Consider the following 21,514-nt stretch of genomic DNA (forward strand, 5'->3'; position numbering starts at 1 on the left):
GGTCACCCTCCCGCGCTCAGCGCTTGTGCTTGGCGACCGAGGAGTCGGCGGCGACGGCGTCGGCCGCCTTCTGCACCCGTGCCGCCCACTTGTCCGGCGTGGTGCGCTTGGTGAGCAGCTCCCCGGTGGCGTCGTCGAGCGCCTTGGACAGCGGTGGGTACCAGGTGCGGAAGCGGTATCCGAACATGTTCGGACCGGCGGCCTTCGCGGTCTCGGCGGTGGAGGCGAGGCCGCTGCTGAGCGTCAGCCCGTCGGTCGCTCCGGCGACGACCGGCAGCGCCTTGGAGTTCTGCGCGAAGCCGCGGGCCACCTTCTGGGAGAAGAGGATCCGCAGGTACTCCAGGCCACCGCGGGCGTTGCCGGCCTTGGCCGGCACCAGGAACGACTCGCTGCTCGCGGCCATCACCGCGCCGCTGGGCAGCTTGTCGGCGCCGGTCAGGGACGGCACGGTGCCGAGCACCATGTCGAACCCGGCCGGGGTGACCTGCTGCTGCTCGCCCTCCAGCCAGGAGCCGCAGGGGATGAACGCGGCCTGGCCCTTGCTCCACGCGTTCTGCGCCTCGGTGTGCGACAGCGCCTCCGAGCCCGGCAGGATGTAGCCCTGCGCGGCGAGCTGGTAGATGGCGTCCGCGGCGGCCAGCATCGACGGGCTCTTCCAGATGCCCGGCTCCAGGTTGTCCACCGACTTGACCAGCTCGTGCCCGCCGGCCTTGGCTGCCAGCGAGACCAGCGGGTCGTTCATGTACTCGGGGAACTTGCCCTGCCAGGTCCACGGCGCGATGCCGCTCTTCTTGATCTCGCCGCAGAGCGTGAGCATCTCGGCCCAGGTCGTCGGGTAGGTCCAGCCGTTCTTGGCGAACAGCGACTTGGAGTACCAGATGCCCCAGAGGACGGAGGAGTAGTTGAGCACGAGCACCTTGCCGTCGAAGGTGCCGTCCTCGACCACGCCCGGCATCAGCGTGTCCCGGACCTTCTTCGACGGGTCGTCGACGCTCGGCGCGTCGAGCAGCTCGGTGAGGTCGGTGAGCTTGCCGGACGACACCAGCGTCACGAGGTCGAGGCGGCCGGCGCCGCTGTTGTCCACCACGTCCGGCGGGTCGTCGGAGATGAAGCGGGGCTGGAGCACCTCGCCGACCCGCTGGATGCCCTTGTGGTCCACGGTGGCTTTCGGAAAGCGCTGCTCGTAGAGCGTGCCGGCCTCGATGGCGTACTGGTCGCCGTAGCCGCCCTTGAAGACGACCACCTCGAGCCCGGCGTCCGCCGGGGCGCCGAACGGGTTGTCGGCGGTGGCATCGGCCTTCGTGCCCTTGTCGTCATCGTCGTCGGCGCCGCCCGTGGCACAGGCGCTGAGCGCCGTCGCCGCGACCGCTCCGACCAAAAGCGTGCGTCTGGTGGGATGTCTGTGCACGGTATGCCTACCCTTCGAGGGCTAGGCGGTGCGCCGGATGCGGCCGGCGTACCGCGCTTCAAGGAGCTGGTTGTGCTCGTGCCCGCCGGGGATGTTGGCGGACAGGTAGATGGGTGGGGTCTGCCCCGCTTCGGCCAGCCGGGCGACCACCTCGGCGACGACCATCTGAGCCAGGACGGCGGCGGTGACCGAGGAGACGGCGCCGACCTGGCCGGGCAGGGCCACGTCGCCGTACGGCGCGCCGTTGTCGAGCACCACGTCGGCGATGTCGGACAGCCGCTTGCCGGAGGCGTGCAGGGGCGTGACGCGTTCGCTGTGCTCCAGCGAGGTCACCGCGATCAGGTCGTGTCCCCGCTCCTTGACGAGCAGGGCGAGCGCGACCACGACGCCGTTGACGCCGGAGTTGGAGGCGATCACGAAGACGTCCCGCGGGTCGACCGGGGCCAGGTCGTAGAGCTGCTGGGCCACGCCGGGGTCGCGCTCCAGGCCAGGGTCCTCGAGCACCGCGCGGGGTTGGCCACCGTAGAGGACGATGTCCCGCAGCGCGATGCGGTTGGTCGGCACGAGCCCGCCGGCCCGGCCCGCGATCTCCATGGCCAGCGCCTCGGAGTGGCCCGAGCCGAACGCCTGCACGACTCCCCCGCGGTCCAGGGCGGCGGTGATGAGGCTCGCGGCGCCCTTGACGCCGTCCGCCTGGCTGGTGCCCACCTTTGCCACGAGCTCACTGATCATCGAGAGGTACGCCTGGGCCGTCATGTGTGAGCTCCCCCGGGAGATAGGCGGTCAGCCGCGGCGCCGTCGCGCAGCGGGTTGGTCACGCAGGCGGTGCGCCTCGACGGCGCGCGCGGTCACCTGGAACGCCTCGGTCGTGCGCTCGTAGGTGCGCTGGGCCACCGCGACGTAGATGAGGTCGAGCGCGACGAGCTGGGAGTGGAGCGCGGAGAGCGCGGCCACCCGGAACGTCGTCTCGTGCACGGCCGTGGTCAGCGTGATGTCGGCGGTCTCGCCCAGCGGGGAACGCTCGAACGACGTGACCGCGACGGTCAGCGCGCCCTGCGACGCCGCCTCGGCGAGCATCTCGATCACCTCGCGGGTGCGCCCGCCGTGTGAGAGGGCGATCGCGACGTCGCCGGGGCCGAGGAGGGCCGCGTTGGTGAGCGCCTTGTGGGCGTCCTCCCGGTACCACACCGGGATGCGGATGCGCTCCAGCCGGAACGCCATCTCGCGGGCGGCGGTGCCGCTGCTGCCGAGCCCGAAGAGCTCCACCCGGCCCGCCGTCGCGATGGCGTCGGCGACCCGCGCGACCTTGTCGAGGTCGAGGCCGGCCGCGGTCTCCTGGATGGCCCGGGAGTCCGCGCTGGCGATGACGCCGAGCACCCGGTCGAGCGGGTCGCCCGGCTCGATCTCACGGTCGATGTCGGTGTCCCACCGGGCCTGCTCCTGCCGGCCGATCTCGGCGGCCAGTGCGACCCGGAGCGCCGCGTACCCGCGGAAGCCCAGCACCCGGCAGAACCGCGTGATCGTGGCGGTGGACGTGCCGGCACGCTCGGCGAGGTCCACGATGGACGCCTCCGCCGCCACGGCCGGGTCCTCCAGGATCTGCTCCGCCACGCGCTGGAGCGCATCGGGGAGCGTGGACAGCTCCATCCGGAGCCGGCCGATGACGCCCTGGGTCTGTACCGCCACCGAAATTCCTTTCGTCGTTGCTTTGTGATGAAGAAAATTATGATTGGACGCCCCGCTACGTCAAGAGCGAGCGAAAAAATTTTGATGCGCCGGGGGTGGCCTCACCCAGGCGTTTGACCACAAAGGACCAAGCGTGTGCTTACCGCTACGTTACGTAAAACATGGCCTGAGCCCACGCCGTTCATCCTTTCGGTCTGTCTAGTTTGGCCGATCGGACGAAAAAATGCTGGTAGAAAGCATGACCACCGATCACTTGGGGAACCTGTGCCCCTCAACGCACCTCCCAAGCAACTCCTACCGACAGTGATATGCGGGACGATGATGCGGGGAGCGAACGGTGATCAATCTTTTGACGCTTGGGGGAACGAGCGTGCCAGCGCGCGGAGCCGGTGAGGTGGGCAGGGCGTGACCATAGTCGAGCCCAGCATGACCGCCGCCGAGCAGCGGCTGGCCGAGCTGGACGCCTCCTTCGAGGACTTCTGCCGGGACAACATCGTGGCGGTCGAGCGGTTCCTCCGGAGCCAGTGCGGCGACCGCGAGCTCGTCCAGGAGGCGGTGCAGGAAACGCTCATCACGGCCCGCGACAAATGGGACGTGATCAGCGGGTACCAGAAGCCCCTGGCCTGGGTCTACAAGACCGCCCGCTACAAGCTGATGAACGAGCAGGCCCGCCAGCGCCGCGAGTCGACCCTCCCCCTCGAAGAGGTCTCGAGCGACCGCCTCGTCGCACCGCCGGCCGACTCCCGCGAGGCACAGGAGTGGCTCCTTCGCTGCCTGCGCCGCCTGCCCGAGCGCCAAGCGGCCGTGTTCGCGCTCGCCTTCGAGGGCTGGACCGATCCGGAGATCGCCCGGATCCTCGGCATGGCGGACAACACGGTCCGCTCGTACAAGACGGCCGCTCGCCGGCGGCTCAAGGAGCTCGCCGAGGAGGCCGGATTCACCGTGCCCGCCAGGGGACGCTGACGGTGGACCTCGACGACATCCTGGCCTTGGCCGCCAGCCACCAGCCCACGGTCTTCGAGCGGGCCAGCGCGAGCCGCAACACCCGCTGGGTGCAGCAGCAGTACGCGCGGGCCAAGGCCGACGGCCGCGACCTGGTGGGCGACGTCGACCCGCGTGACCCGCTCGACGGCGACACCGGCGAGATCCCCCGGATCACTCGTACCGCGCAGCTCGCCAAGCAGGGCACGGTGCGGTGGGACGCGGCGACCAACGAGCTCGCCTGGTCCGACGAGATGTCACTGATCTTCGGCCGGGCGCCCGGCGTGGTGCGCCAGAGCCTGGAGACGCTCATCGGGCTGGTACACCCGGACGACGAGCGCCGCATCCGCGAGGCCGCCACCTCCGCGTGGCGCGAGCGTACGGCCACCGAGCTGACCTGCCGGGTGGTGCAGCCGGGCGGGATCACCCGCTGGGTGCACTGCTACATCGAGGTGCTCACCGGCACGGCCGGCGAGCCCACCGGCCTCATCGGCACCGCGCAGGACGTCACCGAGCTGGAGCTCGCCCGCCAGGAGCGGGAGCGGCGGGCCCGCCGCAGAGAGATCGTCGAGCGGGCGTCGGGGAGCTTCGGCCCCGGCACAGGGCTGCGCGACCGCGCGGGATTCAGCGACGAGCTCGACCGCGCCCGGCGCACCGGCAGCGGCGTACTGCTGATCGTGGCCACCGAGCCGCAGGGCGGCACCGAGCCGCAGCGCCTCTCCGAGGTGGTCGCCACGTTCGTCATGCAGGTGGCCCGCCGCGTCGACATCTGCGGCGTGCTCGGCCCCGGCGAGTTCGGCGTCCTCATGCCCGACATCGGGCTGCGCCCGGCCACGTCGATCGCACAGACGATGGTGGAGAAGCTGCGGGCACAGCTCTTCGTCGCCGGGCCGCAGGCGCTGCGGATCGACGCGTGGGGCGGCCTGGTCCGTTTCGAGGCGCACGACGAGAGCAGCAGCATCGACCTGCTGATCGACGCCGAGTCGGCGTGGCGGCACGCGAAGGAGAGCGGCGCCGTCCTCAAGGCGCTGCCCCGCCCCGCTCCGGCCGACGAGCGGCAGGAGGCGTGGCGCACGCGGGTGCGCGCGGCGGTCGCCGGCAACGGGTTCACGCTGTACACGCAGCCGATCCTCGACCTGCGGCTCAACCAGATCACCCGGCAGGAGATCCTGCTCCGCACGCTCAACGACGCGGGCAACCCGGTGCCGCCCTCGCCGCTGCTCGACATCGCCGAGCACGTCGACGAGACGCTGCCGATCGACCTGTGGGTGATGGACAACGCGTTCGAGCTGATCGCGCAGGGGCCGCCCACGCCGCACTACCAGATCAACGTCTCCGGGCGGTCGCTCGGCGAGCCGGGGCTGCTCGGGCGGGTGCAGGACCTGCTGCACAAGCACGATGTCGACCCCCGCCGGATCACGTTCGAGATCACCGAGACCGCGCGGATCGACAACCGGTCCGGGGCGCTCTACTTCGCGCGCGCGATCCGCGAGCTGGGCTGCCAGCTCGCGCTCGACGACTTCGGCGCGGCGTACAGCTCGTTCATGTACCTGAAGTCGTTCCCCATCGACCTCGTCAAGATCGACGGCGCCTTCATCACCGACATCGTGAACTCCCCCACCGACCAGGCGCTGGTGCGCTCCATTGTGGAGGCTTGCCAGGCGCACGGTGTGCTGACCGCCGGCGAGTACGTGCGGGACGCCGCGACGATCGAGCTGCTGCGCGGCTTCGGCGTCGACTTCGCGCAAGGCTACGAGGTGGGCCCCCCGATGCCGATCGCCGGCGCGCCCGCGTCGTCCGGCACGTCGATCGAGTTCGACCTGCGAATCGACTCCCCCGCGTAACCCTTTTGCGGTTGATCAGGGAGTTGGTGGGTGTGTCGGCCGGTGTGTCCACCCACAGGTCCCTGATCAACGCCCCGGGTGGCCGGGGCGGGCGGGGGCGCTGGAAATAGGGTGGGTGGGTGACACGAAGCGTCTACGTTGCCGGGCTGGGGCCGGGTGGCGGCAAGTCGACGATCGCGCTCGGCCTGGCCGAGCTGCTCTCCCGGCAGGTGGAGGGCATCGGCGTGTTCCGGCCGCTCGCTCCCAGCGCCGAGGGCGGGCGGGACGCGATCCTCGACCTGCTGCGCGAGCGGTACCGGATCGAGGACCCGTACGAGGACCTCTACGGGGCCACCTACTCCGAAGCGGGTGAGCTGATTTCCGCCGGGCGGCGGGAGGAGCTGATCGCGCTGATCGTCGGGCGCTACCGGGAGGTGGAGCGGCGGCACAAGGCGATGGTGATCGTCGGCAACGGCCTGCGGGCCGACGACGAGACCGACGAGCTGGCGTTCAACGCGCGCCTGGCCAACGAGTTCAGCAGCGTGGTCGTGGCCGTGGTCGACGGCCTGGAGCAGGACCCGGAGGAGATCGCCACCGCAGCCAGCGGCGGCTACCACGGGCTGAGTGACCTCGGCGCCACCGTGCTCGCGGTGATCGCCAACCGGGTGCCGCCGGGGACCGAGATGCCCGAGCTGCCCGTGCCGGCGTACGCGGTCCCTGAGGTGCCGACCGTCTCCGCGCCCACCGTCGCCGAGATCGCCGCTGGGTTGGGCGCGACCCGCCTGACCGGCGACGACGCCGCGCTCGACCGGGACGTGCTCGACTTCGTCGTCGGCGCGGCGCACGTGCCGCTGATGCTGGAGCACCTGACCGACGGCTGCCTGCTGATCATGCCGGGCGACCGGGACGACCTGCTCGTGGCCGCCGGCGCGGCGCGGGCGGCCGGCACGCCCGCCATCGCCGGCGTGGTGCTCACCCTCGGTGTACGGCCCGATCCCCGCGCGATGCGGCTCGTGGAGTCGCTCGGCGCCGGGCTTGCCGTGCTCTCGGTGGCGACCGACAGCTACCACACCGTCGAGGCAATCGGCCGCATCGAGGGGCGTCCCACCGCCGCCAGCCCGCGCAAGGTGGAGGCGGCGATCGGCGCGTTCGAGTCCAGTGTGGACAACGAGGAGCTGATGCGCCGGCTGGACGTGGCGCGGGCGCCGCGCGTGACGCCGCTGATGTTCGAGTACGAGCTGATCGACCGCGCCCGCCTGGAGCGCCGCCACCTCGTGCTCCCCGAGGGCACCGAGGAGCGGATCCTGCGCGCCACCGAGACGCTGCTTCGGCGTGGCGTGGCCGACCTCACGCTCCTCGGCGACCCGGACGAGATCGCGCGCAAGGCCAAGGACCTCGGGCTCGACATCGCGGGCGCCTCCATCGTGGACCCGGCGGCGAGCCAGTGGCTGGACGAGTTCGCCGGGATGTACGCCGAGATCCGCCGGCACAAGGGCGTCACCCTCGACCTGGCCCGCGACGTGGTGCGGGACGTGAGCTACTTCGGCACGATGATGGTGCACACCGGGCGGGCGGACGGCATGGTCTCCGGCGCCACGCACACGACCGCGGCGACGATCCGGCCGGCCTTCGAGATCATCAAGACGGTGCCGGACGTGTCGGTGGCCTCCAGCGTCTTCCTGATGCTGCTGGCCGACCGCGTGCTCGTGTACGGCGACTGCGCGGTCAACCCCGACCCGGACGCCGCGCAGCTCGCCGACATCGCACTGTCCTCCGCGGACACCGCCGCGCGCTTCGGCGTCGAGCCGAGGGTGGCGATGCTCTCCTACTCGACCGGCTCGTCCGGCGCGGGCGCCGACGTGGAGAAGGTCGCGGCCGCCACCGCTCTCGTCCGGGAGCGCCGGCCGGACCTGCCCGTGGAGGGTCCGATCCAGTACGACGCGGCGGTGGACCCCGGCGTCGCCCGCACGAAGCTGCCCGGCAGCACGGTCGCCGGCTACGCGACGGTCTTCATCTTCCCGGACCTGAACACGGGCAACAACACGTACAAGGCGGTGCAGCGCACGGCGGGAGCGGTGGCGGTCGGCCCGGTGATGCAGGGGCTGCGGCGGCCGGTGAACGACCTCAGCCGCGGGGCGACCGTCAAGGACATCGTCAACACGGTCGCCATCACGGCGATCCAGGCGGCCACGTCGTGAAGATCCTCGTACTCAACAGCGGCTCGTCGAGCGTCAAGTACCGCCTCTACGCGGACGAGCAGACAGTCGACAAGGGAGTCGTCGAGCGGGTCACCGACCACGACGCCGCCCTCGCCGAGGTGACCGAGCGGCTCGACCTTTCCGATCTGGACGGTGTGGGACATCGGGTGGTCCACGGTGGACTGCGGTTCAGCGAGCCGACTCTTGTCACCGACGAGGTCGTCGCGGCCGTACGGGAGCTGATCCCGCTCGCGCCCCTGCACAACCCGGCCAACCTCGCCGGCATCGAGGTGGCGCGCCGCCGCCTTCCCGGCGTGCCGCAGGTCGCCGTGTTCGACACGGCGTTCCACCGCACGCTGCCCGAGGAGGCGGCCACCTACGCCATCGACGCGGACCTGGCGCGTGAGCACGGCGTGCACCGGTACGGCTTTCACGGCACCTCCCACGCGTACGTCTCGCGGCGCGTCGCAGCCCTCCTCGGGCGTCCACTGGAGACGGTCAACACGATCACGCTGCACCTCGGCAACGGGGCGAGCGTGTGCGCCGTCGAGGGTGGACGGTCGGTCGCGACGTCGATGGGGCTCACGCCGTTGCAGGGCCTGGTGATGGGCACCCGATCGGGTGACATCGACCCGGGCGTGCTCGTCTACCTGGCGCGCAACGCGGGGATGGGCGTGGACGACCTCGACGACCTGCTCAACCACCGCAGCGGGCTCCAGGGGCTGGCCGGCGCCGGCGACATGCGGGAGGTGCTGAGCCGCCGCGCCGCGGGCGACCGGGCCGCCACGCTCGCGCTCGCCGTGTACTGCCGGCGGATCAAGGAGTATGTGGGCGGGTACTACGCGGTGCTCGGCCGCCTCGACGCGATCGCGTTCACGGCCGGGGTGGGCGAGCGGGCGGCGGCGGTGCGTGCCGAGTCGCTGGCAGGCCTGTCACGGCTGGGTATCGAGGTGGACACGGAGCGCAACGAGCGGGTCGAAGAAGGCATCATCTCGCCGGACGGTGCGCCGGTCACGGTGCTCGTGGTGCCGACCGACGAAGAGCTGGAGATCGCTACGCAGGCGCGCGGCGTGATCGTGACCGGATCAGCCCGCGGCGAGGAAGGCGACTAGCGCGATCAGGATCGCGGCCAGCACCGCGATGCCGATGATCAGAGGCAGGCGGGACGGCGCCGCCTCGGCCTCCGGGCTCTGCGCGAAGGAGCGGAACGCCTCGGTGTTTCCGCTCGGGTCCACGTACTCGTCAGACATGGCCATGACCATAGCGTGGTAGGGCAGGCCCTACCACGAACGCGCGGCAGTCCCCACCAGAAAGTGGGGTGTGCGCTGGATCGAGGTGGATCAGCCCCGCTCATAGCGTCATGGACATGACGACATCCATGTTGCGACCGCCGGAAAGCCGGTCGGACGAGAACCTGACGAGCCACCGGCGGCCCCGCAACCTGGCCGCCTCCGTCGCCCGCTTCAGCACGCGCCACCGCGCCACCGCGATCGTCGGGTGGCTGCTGTTCGTGATCGTGGCGACCGCGCTGAGCGCGGTGATCGGCACGGTCGGCGCCGAGGACAGCGACTACGGCAACGGCGAGTCCAAGCGCGCCGCCGAGATCATCGACGCGGCCGGGTTCCCCGAGCGGGCCGGCGAGATGGTGATCGTGCAGAGCGGCACGCTCACGGCCGACTCGATCGAGTTCCGTACCGCGGTGCGGGACACCGCGGCCGCCGTCGAGGGCACCGGCCAGGTCGAAAACGTGAACACCGACGCGGTCTCCGGGGACATGCACTCGGTGCTCGTCACGTTCGACATGAAGGGTGACCCGGAGACGGCCGCCGACCGGATCGACCCGGTCTTCGACGCGGTGGCCGGCGTCCAGGACAAGCACCCGGACCTGGTGGTCGCGCAGACCGGCGAGGTCAGCATCGACGAGGCGATCGACGCGCAGGTCAGCGGCGCGCTGGGGACCCTGTCGATGCTCTCTCTGCCGGTCACGCTCGGCATCCTGCTCGTGGCGTTCGGCGCGCTGCTGGCCGCCGTACTCCCGCTGGGCCTGGCCATCACCGCGTTCCTGGCGTCCCTCGGCCTGCTGGCGGCGAGCAGCCGCTTCTTCCCGGCGGACGACACGGTCACCCACCTGATGCTGCTCATGGGCCTCGCCGTGGGCGTCGACTACTGCCTCTTCTACATCCGCCGGGAGCGCGAGGAGCGGGCCAAGGGCGCGAGCGCGGACCAGGCGCTGGCCATCGCGGCGGCCACCTCCGGACGCTCGATCCTGATCTCCGCGTTCACGGTCATCATCGCGATGGCGGGCATGTTCCTGACCCAGGACGTCACATTCATCAGCCTGGCGGTCGGCACGATCCTCGTGGTCGCGACCGCGGCGCTCGGCTCGCTGACCGTGCTGCCGGCGATGCTCTCCAAGCTGGGCGACAAGGTCGACCTGGGCCGCATCCCGGGCCTGTACCGGCGCAAGTCCGACGGCCGGTTCTGGCGGTTCATCCTCCGCGTGGTGCTGCGCAAGCCGGGCGTCTCGGCGACCATCGCGGCGCTCGCGCTTGTCGCGCTGGCGCTGCCGGCGCTCGGCATGAAGCCGGCCTCGGACGGCATCGAGGGCGTCAAGCACGACGAGGCCGCGATCAAGACCTACGACCGGGTACAGGCCGCCTTCCCCGGCGGTGCCGACCCCGCGACGGTCGTGCTCAAGGCGGCGGACGTCACCGACCCCGCGATCACCGCGGCCATCGCCGACTTCAAGACCAAGGCGCTGGCCACCGGCCAGCTTCACGAACCGGTGTCCGTCGAGGTCAGCCCGGACAAGACGGTCGCCCAGATCCACATCGGGCTTTCCGGCACGGGTACCGACGACGTCTCCGAGGACGCGGTACACACCCTGCGGGACGACGTGATCCCACACTCGCTCGGCGGCGTGGCCGGCGCTGAGGTGGCGGTCACCGGCGAGGCCGCCCAGTCGGTCGACTTCAACCACGCGCTGACCCGGAGCGTCCCGCTGGTGTTCGCCTTCGTGCTGGGCCTGGCGTTCGTGCTGATGCTGGTCTCGTTCCGCTCGGTGGTCGTGGCGCTGACCGCGATCGTGCTCAACCTGCTCTCGGTGGCCGCCGCCTACGGTGCGCTGACGCTGGCCTTCCAGCACGGCTGGGGCGCCGGTCTGATGGACTTCCAGGAGCGCGGCACGATCACGAGCTGGATCCCGCTGTTCCTCTTCGTGATCCTGTTCGGCCTGTCGATGGACTACCACGTGTTCGTCCTGAGCCGGATCCGGGAGGGCTACGACCGCGGCTGGCCGACGAAGCTGGCCGTCTCCCGCGGCATCCAGAACACGGCCGGCGTGATCACCAGCGCGGCGGTGGTGATGGTGGCGGTGTTCGCGCTCTTCACCACGGCGCCGCTGACCGCGATGAAGGAGATGGGCTTCGGCCTCGCGATCGCGGTGCTGATCGACGCCACGATCGTGCGAGCGGTGCTCCTGCCCTCGGTGATGGCGATGCTGGGCGAGCGGAACTGGTACCTGCCGCGCTGGCTCGGTTGGCTGCCGCAGCTGTCGCACAAGTAGCCCACTGGTAAGAGACCTTGGTGTCCGGATGGCCGCCGTACGGGAACCGGAAAGCCGGCCCAGTACGGCGGTCTCGTCCGTACCGTCGAAACATGAAGCGGTCCGCAGCGGGACTCGTCGGCGTGGTCCTGTTGCTCGCTTCGGCGGCGTGTGGCGCTCCGGCGCCACACGCCGTTTCCTACGCCTCCGCCCCGTCCGTCACCTATCCGGTGGGCGTCCGCGCGCTGCCGCTCAGCCGCGGCCAGGCCCGTCCGCTGCCGACAACGCTCTGGTACCCGGCCCTCCACGCCGGGCCCGACGCCCCGATCGCCACCGGGCGCTTTCCCGTGGTCCTCTACAGCCACGGCCTATACAGCCTCCCCGCCCACCACGCCGAGATCATCAGCCGCTGGGCCGCGGCGGGCTTCGTGGTGGCGGCCCCGGCGTACCCGCGCACCCGCGAGGACGCCCGCCGCTTCAGCCGCGCCGACGTCCGCAACCAGCCCGCCGACGCGTGGCACGTGGTGCGCGAGGTGCTGGCCCTCGCGGCGTTCGACGGCCACCTGGACAGCAGCCGGATCGGTGCGGCGGGGCACTCGGCCGGCGGGTACACGACCGCGGGCCTCTTCACCGCCGGCCACGACCGCCGGCTGCGCGGGGGCATCGTGATCGCTGGTGCGGGGATGGCGGGCGCCTTCGCCGGGCCGCCGGCGGCGATGCTCTTCGTGCACGGCACCGAGGACCCGACCGTGCCGATCGAGGCGGCGCGCGCGGCGTACGACCGGGTGCACTGGCCCAAGACGTTCCTCGCGCTGCCCGGGCAGGACCACGGCGCGTACCTGACCCCGGGCCGGCCCGGCTTCGCCCAGGTGCTGGCGGTGACGCTCGACTTTCTGCGCTGGACCCTCTACGACGACGCCGCCGCGCGGAGCCGCCTGTCGCTGGAAAGCTGAGGCACCATGGATGGGTGATCGACGGGACCGAGCGGCTGGCCGAGATGGTGGCGGAGGGTGGCGTGGCCGTCCTCACCGGCGCCGGCATCTCCACCGACTCCGGCATTCCGGACTACCGGGGCCGGACGGTGTGCAGGCCAGGCACGCGCCGATGACCTACCAGACCTTCACCCGGGACTCGGTCGCCCGCCAGCGGTACTGGGCGCGCAGCCACGTCGGCTGGCGGACCATCGCCCGCGCCGAGCCCAACCCCGGGCACGTTGCCGTCGCCGACCTCCAGGCCGGCGGGCTGCTCCGCGGGGTGATCACGCAAAACGTCGACGGCCTGCACCAGGCAGGCGGCTGCACCGGCGTGATCGAGCTGCACGGCAACCTCGACCGGGTGGTCTGCCTCGACTGCGGCGAGGGGACCGCGCGGGACGAGCTGGACCGGCGGCTGCGGCTGGTCAACCCGGAGTTCCACGCGCAGGTGATCGCGGTCAACCCCGACGGTGACGTCGACCTGCCGGACGCGGCCGTGCAGCGGTTTCGCCTGGTCGGCTGCCGGGCCTGCGGGCGGGGCACGCTCAAGCCCGACGTGGTCTTCTTCGGCGAGACGGTGCCTCGGCCGCGGGTGGACGCCAGCTTCGCGCTGGTGGAGAGCGCGCGCATGCTGCTCGTGCTCGGCTCGTCGTTGACCGTGATGTCGGGGCGCCGCTTCGTGCTGCGCGCGGCCAAGCTCGGCATCCCGGTCGCGATCGTCAACCGTGGGGCGACCCGGGGCGACGCGTACTCGGCGCTGACGCTGGACGCGCCGCTCGGTGTGGTGCTGCCCGAGCTGGTTCGCCTCGTGGGCGCCGGAGGCCTGGTTGCGCGCTAGCCTCGCGGCCGCGTCCGCGCTCCTGCTCGCCGGCTGCTCGGTTTCCGTGCCTCGGCCCGCCGCCACCTCCGCACCCCCCACCTCCTCGACCGCCACGCCCTCCGCGTCACCGGCGCCGGCCGCGACCGGGCGGGCGCCGAGGCAGACCTTCGACGTGGACACGCGGCAGCTGCGGCTCGCCCGGGGCGACCGGCCGCTGCCGGTGACGATCTGGGCACCGGACGCGGACGCCGGGCGCTTCCCGGTGATCCTCTTCAGCCACGGGCTGACCGGCACGCCGCGCGACTACCAGCCGCTGCTCGAGCGCTGGGCCTCGGCGGGTTTCGTGGTCGTGGCGCCCACGTACCCGTACACGAGCCGCGGCACCGAGCGCCTCGACGCCTTGGACGTGGTCAACCAGCCGGCCGACGCCACGTACGTGCTGACCGAGGTCCTCAAGCTGGACCGCCGCGCGGGCGACGCGCTGCGCGGGCGCCTCGCCACCGACCGCCTCGCCGCCGCCGGTCACTCGGCGGGCGGCATCACCACCATCGGCCTCTTCAGCGTGGCCCGTGACGAGCGGCTCGACGCGGGCGTGGTGCTCGCCGGCAGCGCGCTCGGCGTGGGGCTCGGCTTCACCGGCCCGCCGGCGCCGCTGTTCTTCGTGCACGGGCAGCAGGATTCGGTCGTCTCGTACGCGTCGGGCAGGGCCGCCTACGACAGCGTGCCGTGGCCGAAGGCATTCCTCACCCTCCCCGACGGCGACCACGGCCAGTCGCTGCTGCGTGAGGGCAACCGGGCCTTCGACGTGGTGGCCGGCTCGACGCTCGACTTCTGGCGGTGGTCCCTCTACGGCGACGCCGACGCCAAGCGGCGGCTGCCCGGCGACGTGGGCTCCACCGGCCTGGGCCGCCTCGACGACAAGCTCGGGTGACCCGCCGCTAGCGGGTGTGGTCGACGACCACCTTGCCGAAGACGTCGCCGGAGTGCAGGCGGGCGAACGCGGCCTCCACCTCGGAAAACGGGAAGACGCTGTCGACCACGGGGCTGATGCCGCGCTCCTGGCAGAGGGTGAGCAGGCCGGCCAGTTCCTCGGCCGTGCCCATGGAGGTGCCGAGGATCTCCAGCTGCATCGCGAAGACGCGACGGAGGTTGACCTTCGGCTCGTGGCCGGCGGTCGCGCCGGAGACCACGATGCGACCGCCGAAGGCAGCCGACTTGAGCGAGTGGTCGAACGTCGCGGCGCCCACCGTCTCGATGACCACGTCGACGCGCTCGGGCAGGCGGGCGCCCGGCTCCAGCGCGGTCGCGCCGAGTGCGGCGATGCGCTCGCGCTTGGCGGCGTCGCGGCTCGTGGCGTACACCCGCTTGCCCAGCGCGGCGGCAAGCACGACGGCCGCCGTCGCCACACCGCCCCCGGCGCCCTGCACCAGCACGGACTCGCCCTCGTGGATGCGGCCGCGGGTGGTGAGCATGCGGTACGCCGTCAGCCACGCGGTCGGCAGGCAGGCGGCGTCCGCAAAGGACATGCCGGCCGGCTTGGGCACGACGTTGGCGCGGGGCACCGCGACCCGCTCGGCGATCGTGCCGGGGTACCGCTCGGACAGCAGCGAGTAGCCGCGCGGGTCGGCGGAGTCGGCGATCACCGCGTACACGACGACCTCCGCGCCGGAAGGATCCAGGCCCGCCGCGTCGCAACCGAGGATCATCGGCAGCTGCTGCGCGGACAACCCGACGCCGCGCAGTGACCACAGGTCGTGGTGGTTGAGGGAGCTGGCCTTGACCTCGACGGTCACCCAGTCCGGGCTCGGCGGTGCCGGCTCGGGCTGCTCCCCCACCCCCAACGCGGCGAGCGGGTTGTCGTCGTCGAACGCGGAGGCATACGCGGCACGCATGATCCGCACGCTAGCAAAGGCGTCAGGCGACGCGGGCGACTCCGTCGCGCCGGGCGGCATCGGCCACAGCCTCTGCCACCGCGGGCGCCACGCGCGGATCGAGCGGCGAGGGCACGATCGCGTCGGCCCGCAGCGCGTCGGCCACCACGCCGGCGATGGCCTCCGCGGCGGCCACCTTCATGCCGTCGGTGACCGTCGTCGCCCGCGCGTCGAGGGCGCCCCGGAAGACGCCGGGGAACGCGAGCACATTGTTGATCTGGTTCGGAAAGTCGCTGCGGCCGGTGGCGACCAGCGCCGCGTACCGCGAGGCCACGTCGGGGTGCACCTCGGGCGTGGGGTTGGCGAGTGCGAAGACGATCCCCTCGGGCGCCATGCCGGCCACCGCCTCCTCCGGGATCTGGCCACCCGAGACGCCGATCAGCACGTCCGCGCCGGCCAGCGCGTCCGTGATGCCACCGGTGACGACCCGGCCGTGGTGGAGCGCGCCGTTGGTGGTGGCGGCGAGCTCGGACTTGACCGGGGTGAGGTCACTTCGCCCACCGTGGATGACCCCGCGCGAGTCGGCGACGATGACGCGGTCGGCGTCGACACCGCCGGCGATCAGCATCTTGGTGACCGCGACGCCGGCCGCGCCCGCGCCGCTCACGACGACGTTCAGATCATCCATCTTGCGGTCGAGCAGGGTGACCGCGTTGCGCAGGGCGGCGAGCACCACGATCGCGGTGCCGTGCTGGTCATCGTGGAAGACCGGGATCGGCAGGGCATCGTCGAGCCGCCGCTCGATCTCGAAGCACCGGGGTGCCGAGATGTCCTCGAGGTTGATCCCGCCGAACGAGGGCGCCAGCGCGGTCACCACAGAGATGATCTGGTCGACGTCCTGCGTGTCGAGGCAGATCGGCACCGCGTCCACGCCGCCGAACTGCTTGAACAGCACCGCCTTGCCTTCCATGACCGGCATCGCGGCGCGCGGGCCGATGTTTCCCAGGCCCAGCACGGCGGTCCCGTCGGTCACGACGGCGACGGTGTGGCCGGTCCAGGTGTACTCAGCGGCGAGGTCCGGCTCGGCCGCGATCGCCTCGCAGACCTTTGCCACACCCGGCGTGTACGCCAGTGAAAGATCCTCGCGGCTGGTCAGCGGCACCGTGGCGGCGACGGCCATCTTGCCGCCGCGATGGAGCTCAAAAACGGGGTCTAATGAGGACGAAGACATGCGGTGACTCCCCAACGTTTGTTTCCTCGCTCGCCCCTGGCAGCGAACGCTTCGGGCCCGCCGGCTGTGCACGCGACGGTGAGTGCACGAGGGGCGGTGCGCGGTGCGGGGGTCACCCGGTCCGAAACTTGAGCATAAACCCCGGGCGCGGCCAATAGCGCAGCACCACCCGCCCGATCACATCTGCCACCCCGTAAGCACGGGAGTCATCCGTGACCAGACCGTTGTCTCCCTGTACCCACCAACCGCCGTCTTGTGCGCGGACCGCGCGCTTTACCACGAGCAGGTCGGGCCGGGACCTGAATCTCGCCACGACGACGTCGCCCGGCCGTATCGCGCGGCCGCCGCGCCGCACGATCAAGGCGTCGCCGTCGCGCAGCGCCGGCACCATGGACGGGCCACGCACGAGAACCGCGAACGGCATGTGTGTTTCACCTCTCGCGCATGGGGCAGTCGGACAGGGAGTAGGGTCTTTCCCGGATCATCGCAAACGTCATGGAGGGTCCTTATGCGACTTCCACGCATCCTTGCTCCGCGCACGATTGTCAGCGCCCACTGCGACCTGCCGTGTGGCGTCTACGACCCTGCGCAGGCACGGATCGAGGCCGAGTCGGTGAAGGCGATCGCCGAGAAGTACCAGGCGAACACCGACTCCGAATTCCGTACGCGGGCTCTGATCATCAAGGAGCAGCGCGCCGAACTGGTCAAGCACCACCTGTGGGTGCTGTGGACCGACTACTTCAAGCCGCCGCACTTCGAGAAGTACCCGCACCTGCACCAGCTTTTCAACGAGGCCACCAAGCTCGCGGGCGCCGCCGGCGCCAAGGGCTCGGCCGACCCGGCGAAGGCCGACGAGCTGCTGAGCAAGATCGAGGAGATCTCCAAGATTTTCTGGGAGACCAAGCAGGCGTGACCCCAGCTTCTTCCGAGGTCATGATCCGGCCGGCACGTCCTGACGACGTGCCGGCCATCGTCGCTATGGTGCACGAGCTCGCCGAGTTCGAGCGGGCGCCTGAGCAGTGCCACCTCACCGACCCGCAGCTCCACGCCGCCCTCTTCGCACCACAGCCGGCCCTCTTCGGCCACGTCGCGGTCCGCTCCGGCGACGTCGTGGGGTACGCGCTGTGGTTCCTGAACTTCTCCACCTGGGAAGGCGTGCACGGGATCTACCTGGAGGATCTCTACGTCCGCCCCTCGGCCCGGGGCACTGGGGCCGGCCGGCTCCTGCTCACCACCCTCGCACGGATCTGCGTGGAACGCGGGTACCAGCGGCTGGACTGGTGGGTCCTGCACTGGAACCCGGCCCGCGACTTCTACGCGGCGCTCGGTGCGGCGGCCATGGACGAGTGGGTCCCGTACCGGCTCGCCGGACCTGCCCTCCATAAACTGGCGATGCCGGAGTCCGTCGAACGGCCCTGAGCCGGTAGAGTCGCTGGGCGGGGTGAGTCAGCTGACAGTGCATGTGGAGCCGGTGATCGAAGACGACGTTGTGTTGCTCACCGTGCCGGCCGACGTCGGATATCTCGGGGTGCTGCGCACAGCGACGGCTGGCCTTGCCGCGCGCCTGCACTTCGCGCTCGACGAGATCGAAGACCTGCGGATCGCGGTCGACGAGGCGTGTGCGATGCTCCTCGCCATCGCCAGCCGGGATGCCGAGCTCGAGTGCCGCTTCTCGGTCACCGACGACGCGCTGAGCGTCGAGGTCTCGGTCAACACCGTGCGGGGCGCCCGGCTGCCGGCCGAGTCCTCCTTCGCGTGGAAGGTGCTCACCGCGCTCACCACCGCCGCGTCCGCCATGGTGGAGGACGACCGCGCCTCGATCCGGCTGCTGACGCGCCGCTCCCCCTGAGCCTCTCTTCGCGGCCAACGGCGCACGGAGGCCGAGCTGCCCGCAGAGGCCGCGCCGCCCGCAGAGGCCGAGCTGCCCGCAGAGGCCGCGCCGCCCGCAGAGGCCGCGCCGCCCGCAGAGGCCGCGCCGCCCGCAGAGGCCGCGCCGCCCACGGAGCACGACCCACGGCGAAGCGCGACCAGCCGCGGAGGGTGAGGCCGCGGGAGCAACGGTCCGGACCACCGCGGACATCGCGGTAGCCCTCTTCTTCTGAAGTCAGTCCGGTGGGACGAGCGCCGTCCGGATGAACGTGATGTGCTCGCGGGCGACCTTGGTGGCGCCCTCGGCGTCCTGCGCCTTCACGCAGCGCAGCAGCTCGCGGTGGTCGAGGTCGACCTGCTGCCAGAAGCCGGGCGGCGCCGTGGCGGCCACCTCCCGCTCGTTCGACACCTGGTAGAGCGGCCGGCTGAGCAGCTCGAAGAGCGGGTTGCCGGTGGCGGCGACCAGCGCGGCGTGAAACGCCTTGTGCGTGGCCAGCAGCGCCGTCACGTCCATCTCCGCCGGGTCGAGCAGCGCCGCCTCCAGCTCCGCGATGTGCCCCTCCGTGCGCCGGCGGGCGGCCTGGGCGGCCGCCGGCACCTCCAGGGACTCGCGCACCTCAAGCAGGTCGCAGAGGCCGGCGGTGGCGGTGCTGATCAGCAGGTTGAGGCCCGTCGACAGCGTGTCGGAGAGGTCTTGCGGGCTGGGATGGGCGACGAAGCTGCCGCCGGTCACCCCCCGCGTCGTGACGATGAGATGCTGGCTGGCGAGCAGGCGTAGCGCCTCTCGCACGGTGCTGCGGCTGACCCCTGAGCGGGCGCACAGCTGTGGCTCGGTCGGGAGTCGTTCACCCGGCCGGAGCCTCCCTGATGTGATCTCGGCCCGGAGGTCTTCCGCGAGCGTTTGGTACGCCGGTGGCCGCACTGCCCCGTCTACACCCACGGCGACACTTTAGGGGCGCGGGCGCGCAAACGGTGGCACAGCCATCCGTTCGGGTGTCGTGTTCAGCCCAGACCGAGCGCTTTGGTACTCGATGGGGTGACCAACAGCGCTCCGACCGCCACCGCGATCGTGATGATCGGGACGCCGGCCCACGCGAGCCCGCCCTGGATCATGAAGTAGCCGATCGGCAGCAGCATCAGCTGGAGCACGATGGCCGGCCCACGCGCGCCCGCACGGCGGTTGGACAGCGCCCTGGCCAGCACAAAGAGCAGCGCGGCGCCGGCGATGGCGAAGGCGGTCACCATGAGCGCGACGGCCATGCTGTTGGCGGTGCCGGTGAGGTCCTCGTACACCAGGTACGCGGCGACGAGCGCGACCGCGGCCGCCTCCGCGATCAGCAGCCACACCGCCCAGCGCAGCGTGCCGGGCAGCGCCGGGGAGTCCTGGATCACGCGCACACGATACTCGCCGCGGAGTACAGTCCCGCCCATGCGGGCGTTACTGGTCGTCAATCCCAAGGCGACCACCACGAGCGAGCGCGCGCGGGACGTGCTTGTGCGGGCGCTCCGCAGCGAGTTCGACCTCACGGTGGAGCAGACCCGCCGGCGCGGGCACGCGATGGCCCTCGCCCGCGACGCGGCCGCCGACGGCGTCGACGTGGTCTTCACTCTCGGTGGCGACGGCACGATCAACGAGACGGTCAACGGGCTCATGGCCGGCGCCCCGGTCGAGACCCGCCCCGCGCTGGCCGTGGTGCCGGGCGGCTCGACAAACGTCTTCGCCCGAGCGCTCGGGCTCCCCAAGGGGTGGGCCGAGGGCGCGAGCGTGATCCTTGAGGCCCTGCGCACCGGCCGGGTCCGGACAATCGGGCTGGGACGTGCCGACGACAGATATTTCACATTCTGCGCCGGACTGGGTTTGGACGCTTCGGTGGTGCGGCGAGTCGAGCAGGCCCGACTGCGCGGGCGCACATCGACTCCCGCCCTTTACATGCGTTCCGCGGTGACTCAGTACTTCACAGCGATGGACCGGCGTCACCCCGCTATCACCTTGGAACAGCCGGGTGAGTCGGCCGAGAGCGAGCTATCGACGGTCATCATCCAGAACACCGCGCCGTGGACCTTCATCGGCGACCGGGTGATCAACCCCAACCCGGATGCGTCGTTCGACCTCGGCCTCGACGTGCTCGCCCTGCGCCGACTGCGTGTGCCTAGCACAACACGCACAGTGACGCAGCTCCTGTCCCGCCATCGCCAGCCGCACGGCTCGCAGGTGGTACGGCTGCACGACATCGCGGAGTTTTCCCTGGTGGCGGAGCGACCTCAGGCATTCCAGCTCGACGGCGACTACCTCGGCGAGCGAGAAAAAGTCCGCTTCACGAGCGTGCCGGGCGCACTGCGCGTAATCTGCTAGAGGACACCTCGCGGCTCATCCGTCCTAGGGATTGCGCCGGAAATGTCGGCAATGCGGCGCGGACTGTACTACATTGACTGGTGACTGTCGCACACCGGGTGCTGACTCAAGGTCAAAACCCGGACAAAGGGGTTGTGGGCTTGCTCACCCGCTCGGATTTTTTCCGAGCGTCCCCTTGACATCGCGGGAGTTCGTGAAAGTATTCACAAGCGAAACGAGTTACCGGGAAGTTGCGCGGGCATGCCCGCCGTGTGGCACGTTCACGCAGCTCGACCGGTCCCAAAGCCTGCTAACGCGCTGCCGATCGGATGAATGCGCAAAGTCGCGATCGGCACTGCGGGCGCAAATAGAGTTCCACCGCATTAATTGCCACCGATCCAGAACGAGGAGTGTTGCCGCCATGGACTGGCGCCACCATGCTGTCTGCCGCGACGAGGACCCGGAGCTGTTCTTCCCGATCGGGACGTCCGGCCCTGCGCTCCTGCAGGTCGAGCAGGCCAAGGCCGTCTGCCGGCGCTGCTCCGTGACCGACGAGTGCCTCCAGTGGGCCCTCGACTCCGGTCAGGACGCCGGCGTCTGGGGCGGGATGAGCGAAGAAGAGCGGCGCGCCGTCAAGCGTCGCGGCGGCCTGCGGGTCCGCGCTCACTCTGCCTGACAAACAGCACCACACACAGCATCAACGCCCCGGGCTCCAGGCCAACCGGGGCGTTTTGCTGTCCGCATCCGGTGCCCCTTTCTCGTCCGAGCGCCATTGCC

General features: G+C 71.1%; 21 protein-coding genes and 1 pseudogene. 13 read left to right on the forward strand and 9 right to left on the reverse strand.

Going from position 1 to position 21,514, the window contains the following annotated elements:
* Positions 1–16: 16 nt before the first annotated feature.
* The 3 genes from ngcE to Phou_RS13695 are packed head-to-tail and all read right to left on the reverse strand — an operon-like array spanning position 17 to position 3,094.
* Positions 17–1,408, reverse strand: coding sequence for an N-acetylglucosamine/diacetylchitobiose ABC transporter substrate-binding protein (gene ngcE, locus Phou_RS13685; RefSeq protein WP_173056404.1), 1,392 nt, complete (start codon positions 1,406–1,408; stop codon positions 17–19).
* 21 nt (positions 1,409–1,429) lie between these two features.
* Entirely contained in the window at positions 1,430–2,164 is a 735-nt protein-coding gene (locus Phou_RS13690; protein WP_173056405.1) for a sugar isomerase domain-containing protein, read from the reverse strand.
* 27 nt (positions 2,165–2,191) lie between these two features.
* The gene (locus Phou_RS13695) at positions 2,192–3,094 is read right to left on the reverse strand and encodes a MurR/RpiR family transcriptional regulator (RefSeq protein WP_246273531.1); all 903 of its coding nucleotides are present in this window, start codon (positions 3,092–3,094) and stop codon (positions 2,192–2,194) included.
* Positions 3,095–3,499: 405 nt separating this feature from the next.
* Between Phou_RS13695 and Phou_RS13700 the strand changes: the two genes are divergently transcribed.
* The 4 genes from Phou_RS13700 to Phou_RS13715 all read left to right on the forward strand — a co-directional run bounded on the left by Phou_RS13700 (position 3,500) and on the right by Phou_RS13715 (position 9,208).
* Positions 3,500–4,057: an RNA polymerase sigma factor gene (locus Phou_RS13700; protein ID WP_173056406.1), complete on the forward strand. Its 558-nt coding sequence runs from the start codon at positions 3,500–3,502 to the stop codon at positions 4,055–4,057.
* A gap of 2 nt (positions 4,058–4,059) precedes the next feature.
* Entirely contained in the window at positions 4,060–5,919 is a 1,860-nt protein-coding gene (locus tag Phou_RS13705; RefSeq protein WP_173056407.1) for an EAL domain-containing protein, read from the forward strand.
* A gap of 119 nt (positions 5,920–6,038) precedes the next feature.
* Entirely contained in the window at positions 6,039–8,096 is a 2,058-nt protein-coding gene (pta, locus tag Phou_RS13710) for a phosphate acetyltransferase (RefSeq protein WP_173056408.1), read from the forward strand.
* Positions 8,093–9,208 (forward strand): acetate/propionate family kinase, encoded by a 1,116-nt coding sequence (locus Phou_RS13715; protein WP_173056409.1) that lies wholly within the window; start codon positions 8,093–8,095, stop codon positions 9,206–9,208. The genes pta and Phou_RS13715 overlap by 4 nt, the downstream gene beginning before the upstream one ends.
* Here the strand turns inward: Phou_RS13715 and Phou_RS13720 are convergent.
* Positions 9,182–9,346, reverse strand: a complete 165-nt coding sequence (locus Phou_RS13720; protein WP_173056410.1) for a hypothetical protein — start codon at positions 9,344–9,346, stop codon at positions 9,182–9,184. The genes Phou_RS13715 and Phou_RS13720 overlap by 27 nt on opposite strands.
* Positions 9,347–9,462: 116 nt before the next feature.
* Here Phou_RS13720 and Phou_RS13725 point away from each other — a divergent pair, with 116 nt between their 5' ends.
* The 4 genes and pseudogenes from Phou_RS13725 to Phou_RS13740 all read left to right on the forward strand — a co-directional run bounded on the left by Phou_RS13725 (position 9,463) and on the right by Phou_RS13740 (position 14,365).
* Positions 9,463–11,661 carry an MMPL family transporter gene (locus Phou_RS13725; RefSeq protein WP_246273532.1) on the forward strand — a complete coding sequence of 733 codons (2,199 nt, stop codon included), beginning with the start codon at positions 9,463–9,465 and terminating at the stop codon, positions 11,659–11,661.
* A 92-nt stretch (positions 11,662–11,753) separates the two neighbouring features.
* Positions 11,754–12,593, forward strand: coding sequence for an alpha/beta hydrolase family protein (locus tag Phou_RS13730; RefSeq protein ID WP_173056411.1), 840 nt, complete (start codon positions 11,754–11,756; stop codon positions 12,591–12,593).
* A 44-nt stretch (positions 12,594–12,637) separates the two neighbouring features.
* A pseudogene (locus tag Phou_RS13735) lies at positions 12,638–13,452 on the forward strand (NAD-dependent protein deacetylase).
* Positions 13,442–14,365: an alpha/beta hydrolase family protein gene (locus tag Phou_RS13740; protein WP_246273533.1), complete on the forward strand. Its 924-nt coding sequence runs from the start codon at positions 13,442–13,444 to the stop codon at positions 14,363–14,365. Before Phou_RS13735 ends, Phou_RS13740 begins: the two are co-directional and overlap by 11 nt.
* A gap of 7 nt (positions 14,366–14,372) precedes the next feature.
* Here Phou_RS13740 and Phou_RS13745 read toward each other — a convergent pair whose 3' ends face one another.
* The 3 genes from Phou_RS13745 to Phou_RS13755 form a co-directional block, all read right to left on the reverse strand.
* Complete coding sequence (locus Phou_RS13745) at positions 14,373–15,335, reverse strand: zinc-binding dehydrogenase (protein ID WP_173056413.1); 963 nt, start codon at positions 15,333–15,335, stop codon at positions 14,373–14,375.
* Between the two features lie 13 nt (positions 15,336–15,348).
* On the reverse strand, positions 15,349–16,536 hold the full coding sequence (locus Phou_RS13750) for an NAD(P)-dependent malic enzyme (protein ID WP_173056414.1): 1,188 nt from the start codon (positions 16,534–16,536) through the stop codon (positions 15,349–15,351).
* 112 nt (positions 16,537–16,648) lie between these two features.
* Positions 16,649–16,960 (reverse strand): S26 family signal peptidase, encoded by a 312-nt coding sequence (locus Phou_RS13755; protein ID WP_173056415.1) that lies wholly within the window; start codon positions 16,958–16,960, stop codon positions 16,649–16,651.
* Between the two features lie 84 nt (positions 16,961–17,044).
* On the opposite strand from Phou_RS13755, the gene sodN reads away from it, so the two are divergent.
* The 3 genes from sodN to Phou_RS13770 are packed head-to-tail and all read left to right on the forward strand — an operon-like array spanning position 17,045 to position 18,385.
* Positions 17,045–17,449 carry a superoxide dismutase, Ni gene (gene sodN / locus Phou_RS13760; RefSeq protein WP_173056416.1) on the forward strand — a complete coding sequence of 135 codons (405 nt, stop codon included), beginning with the start codon at positions 17,045–17,047 and terminating at the stop codon, positions 17,447–17,449.
* Positions 17,450–17,469: 20 nt separating this feature from the next.
* Positions 17,470–17,955 carry a GNAT family N-acetyltransferase gene (locus Phou_RS13765; RefSeq protein WP_173058346.1) on the forward strand — a complete coding sequence of 162 codons (486 nt, stop codon included), beginning with the start codon at positions 17,470–17,472 and terminating at the stop codon, positions 17,953–17,955.
* A gap of 22 nt (positions 17,956–17,977) precedes the next feature.
* Positions 17,978–18,385, forward strand: coding sequence for an ATP-binding protein (locus tag Phou_RS13770; RefSeq protein WP_173056417.1), 408 nt, complete (start codon positions 17,978–17,980; stop codon positions 18,383–18,385).
* Between the two features lie 255 nt (positions 18,386–18,640).
* Here the strand turns inward: Phou_RS13770 and Phou_RS13775 are convergent, their stop codons facing one another.
* Together Phou_RS13775 and Phou_RS13780 are read right to left on the reverse strand one after the other, a co-directional pair.
* Positions 18,641–19,345 (reverse strand): FadR/GntR family transcriptional regulator, encoded by a 705-nt coding sequence (locus Phou_RS13775; protein ID WP_308784449.1) that lies wholly within the window; start codon positions 19,343–19,345, stop codon positions 18,641–18,643.
* A gap of 62 nt (positions 19,346–19,407) precedes the next feature.
* A complete protein-coding gene (locus Phou_RS13780; RefSeq protein WP_173056418.1) occupies positions 19,408–19,836 on the reverse strand; it encodes a hypothetical protein in 429 nt (142 codons plus the stop codon).
* Between Phou_RS13780 and Phou_RS13785 the strand changes: the two genes are divergently transcribed.
* Both Phou_RS13785 and Phou_RS13790 read left to right on the forward strand, forming a co-directional pair.
* On the forward strand, positions 19,835–20,758 hold the full coding sequence (locus tag Phou_RS13785; protein ID WP_173056419.1) for a diacylglycerol/lipid kinase family protein: 924 nt from the start codon (positions 19,835–19,837) through the stop codon (positions 20,756–20,758). The genes Phou_RS13780 and Phou_RS13785 overlap by 2 nt on opposite strands.
* A 400-nt stretch (positions 20,759–21,158) precedes the next feature.
* The gene (locus Phou_RS13790; RefSeq protein WP_173041450.1) at positions 21,159–21,413 is read left to right on the forward strand and encodes a WhiB family transcriptional regulator; all 255 of its coding nucleotides are present in this window, start codon (positions 21,159–21,161) and stop codon (positions 21,411–21,413) included.
* Positions 21,414–21,514 lie beyond the last annotated feature (101 nt).

The sequence above is a fragment of the Phytohabitans houttuyneae genome, assembly GCF_011764425.1.
GTDB classification, from domain to species: Bacteria; Actinomycetota; Actinomycetes; order Mycobacteriales; family Micromonosporaceae; genus Phytohabitans; species Phytohabitans houttuyneae.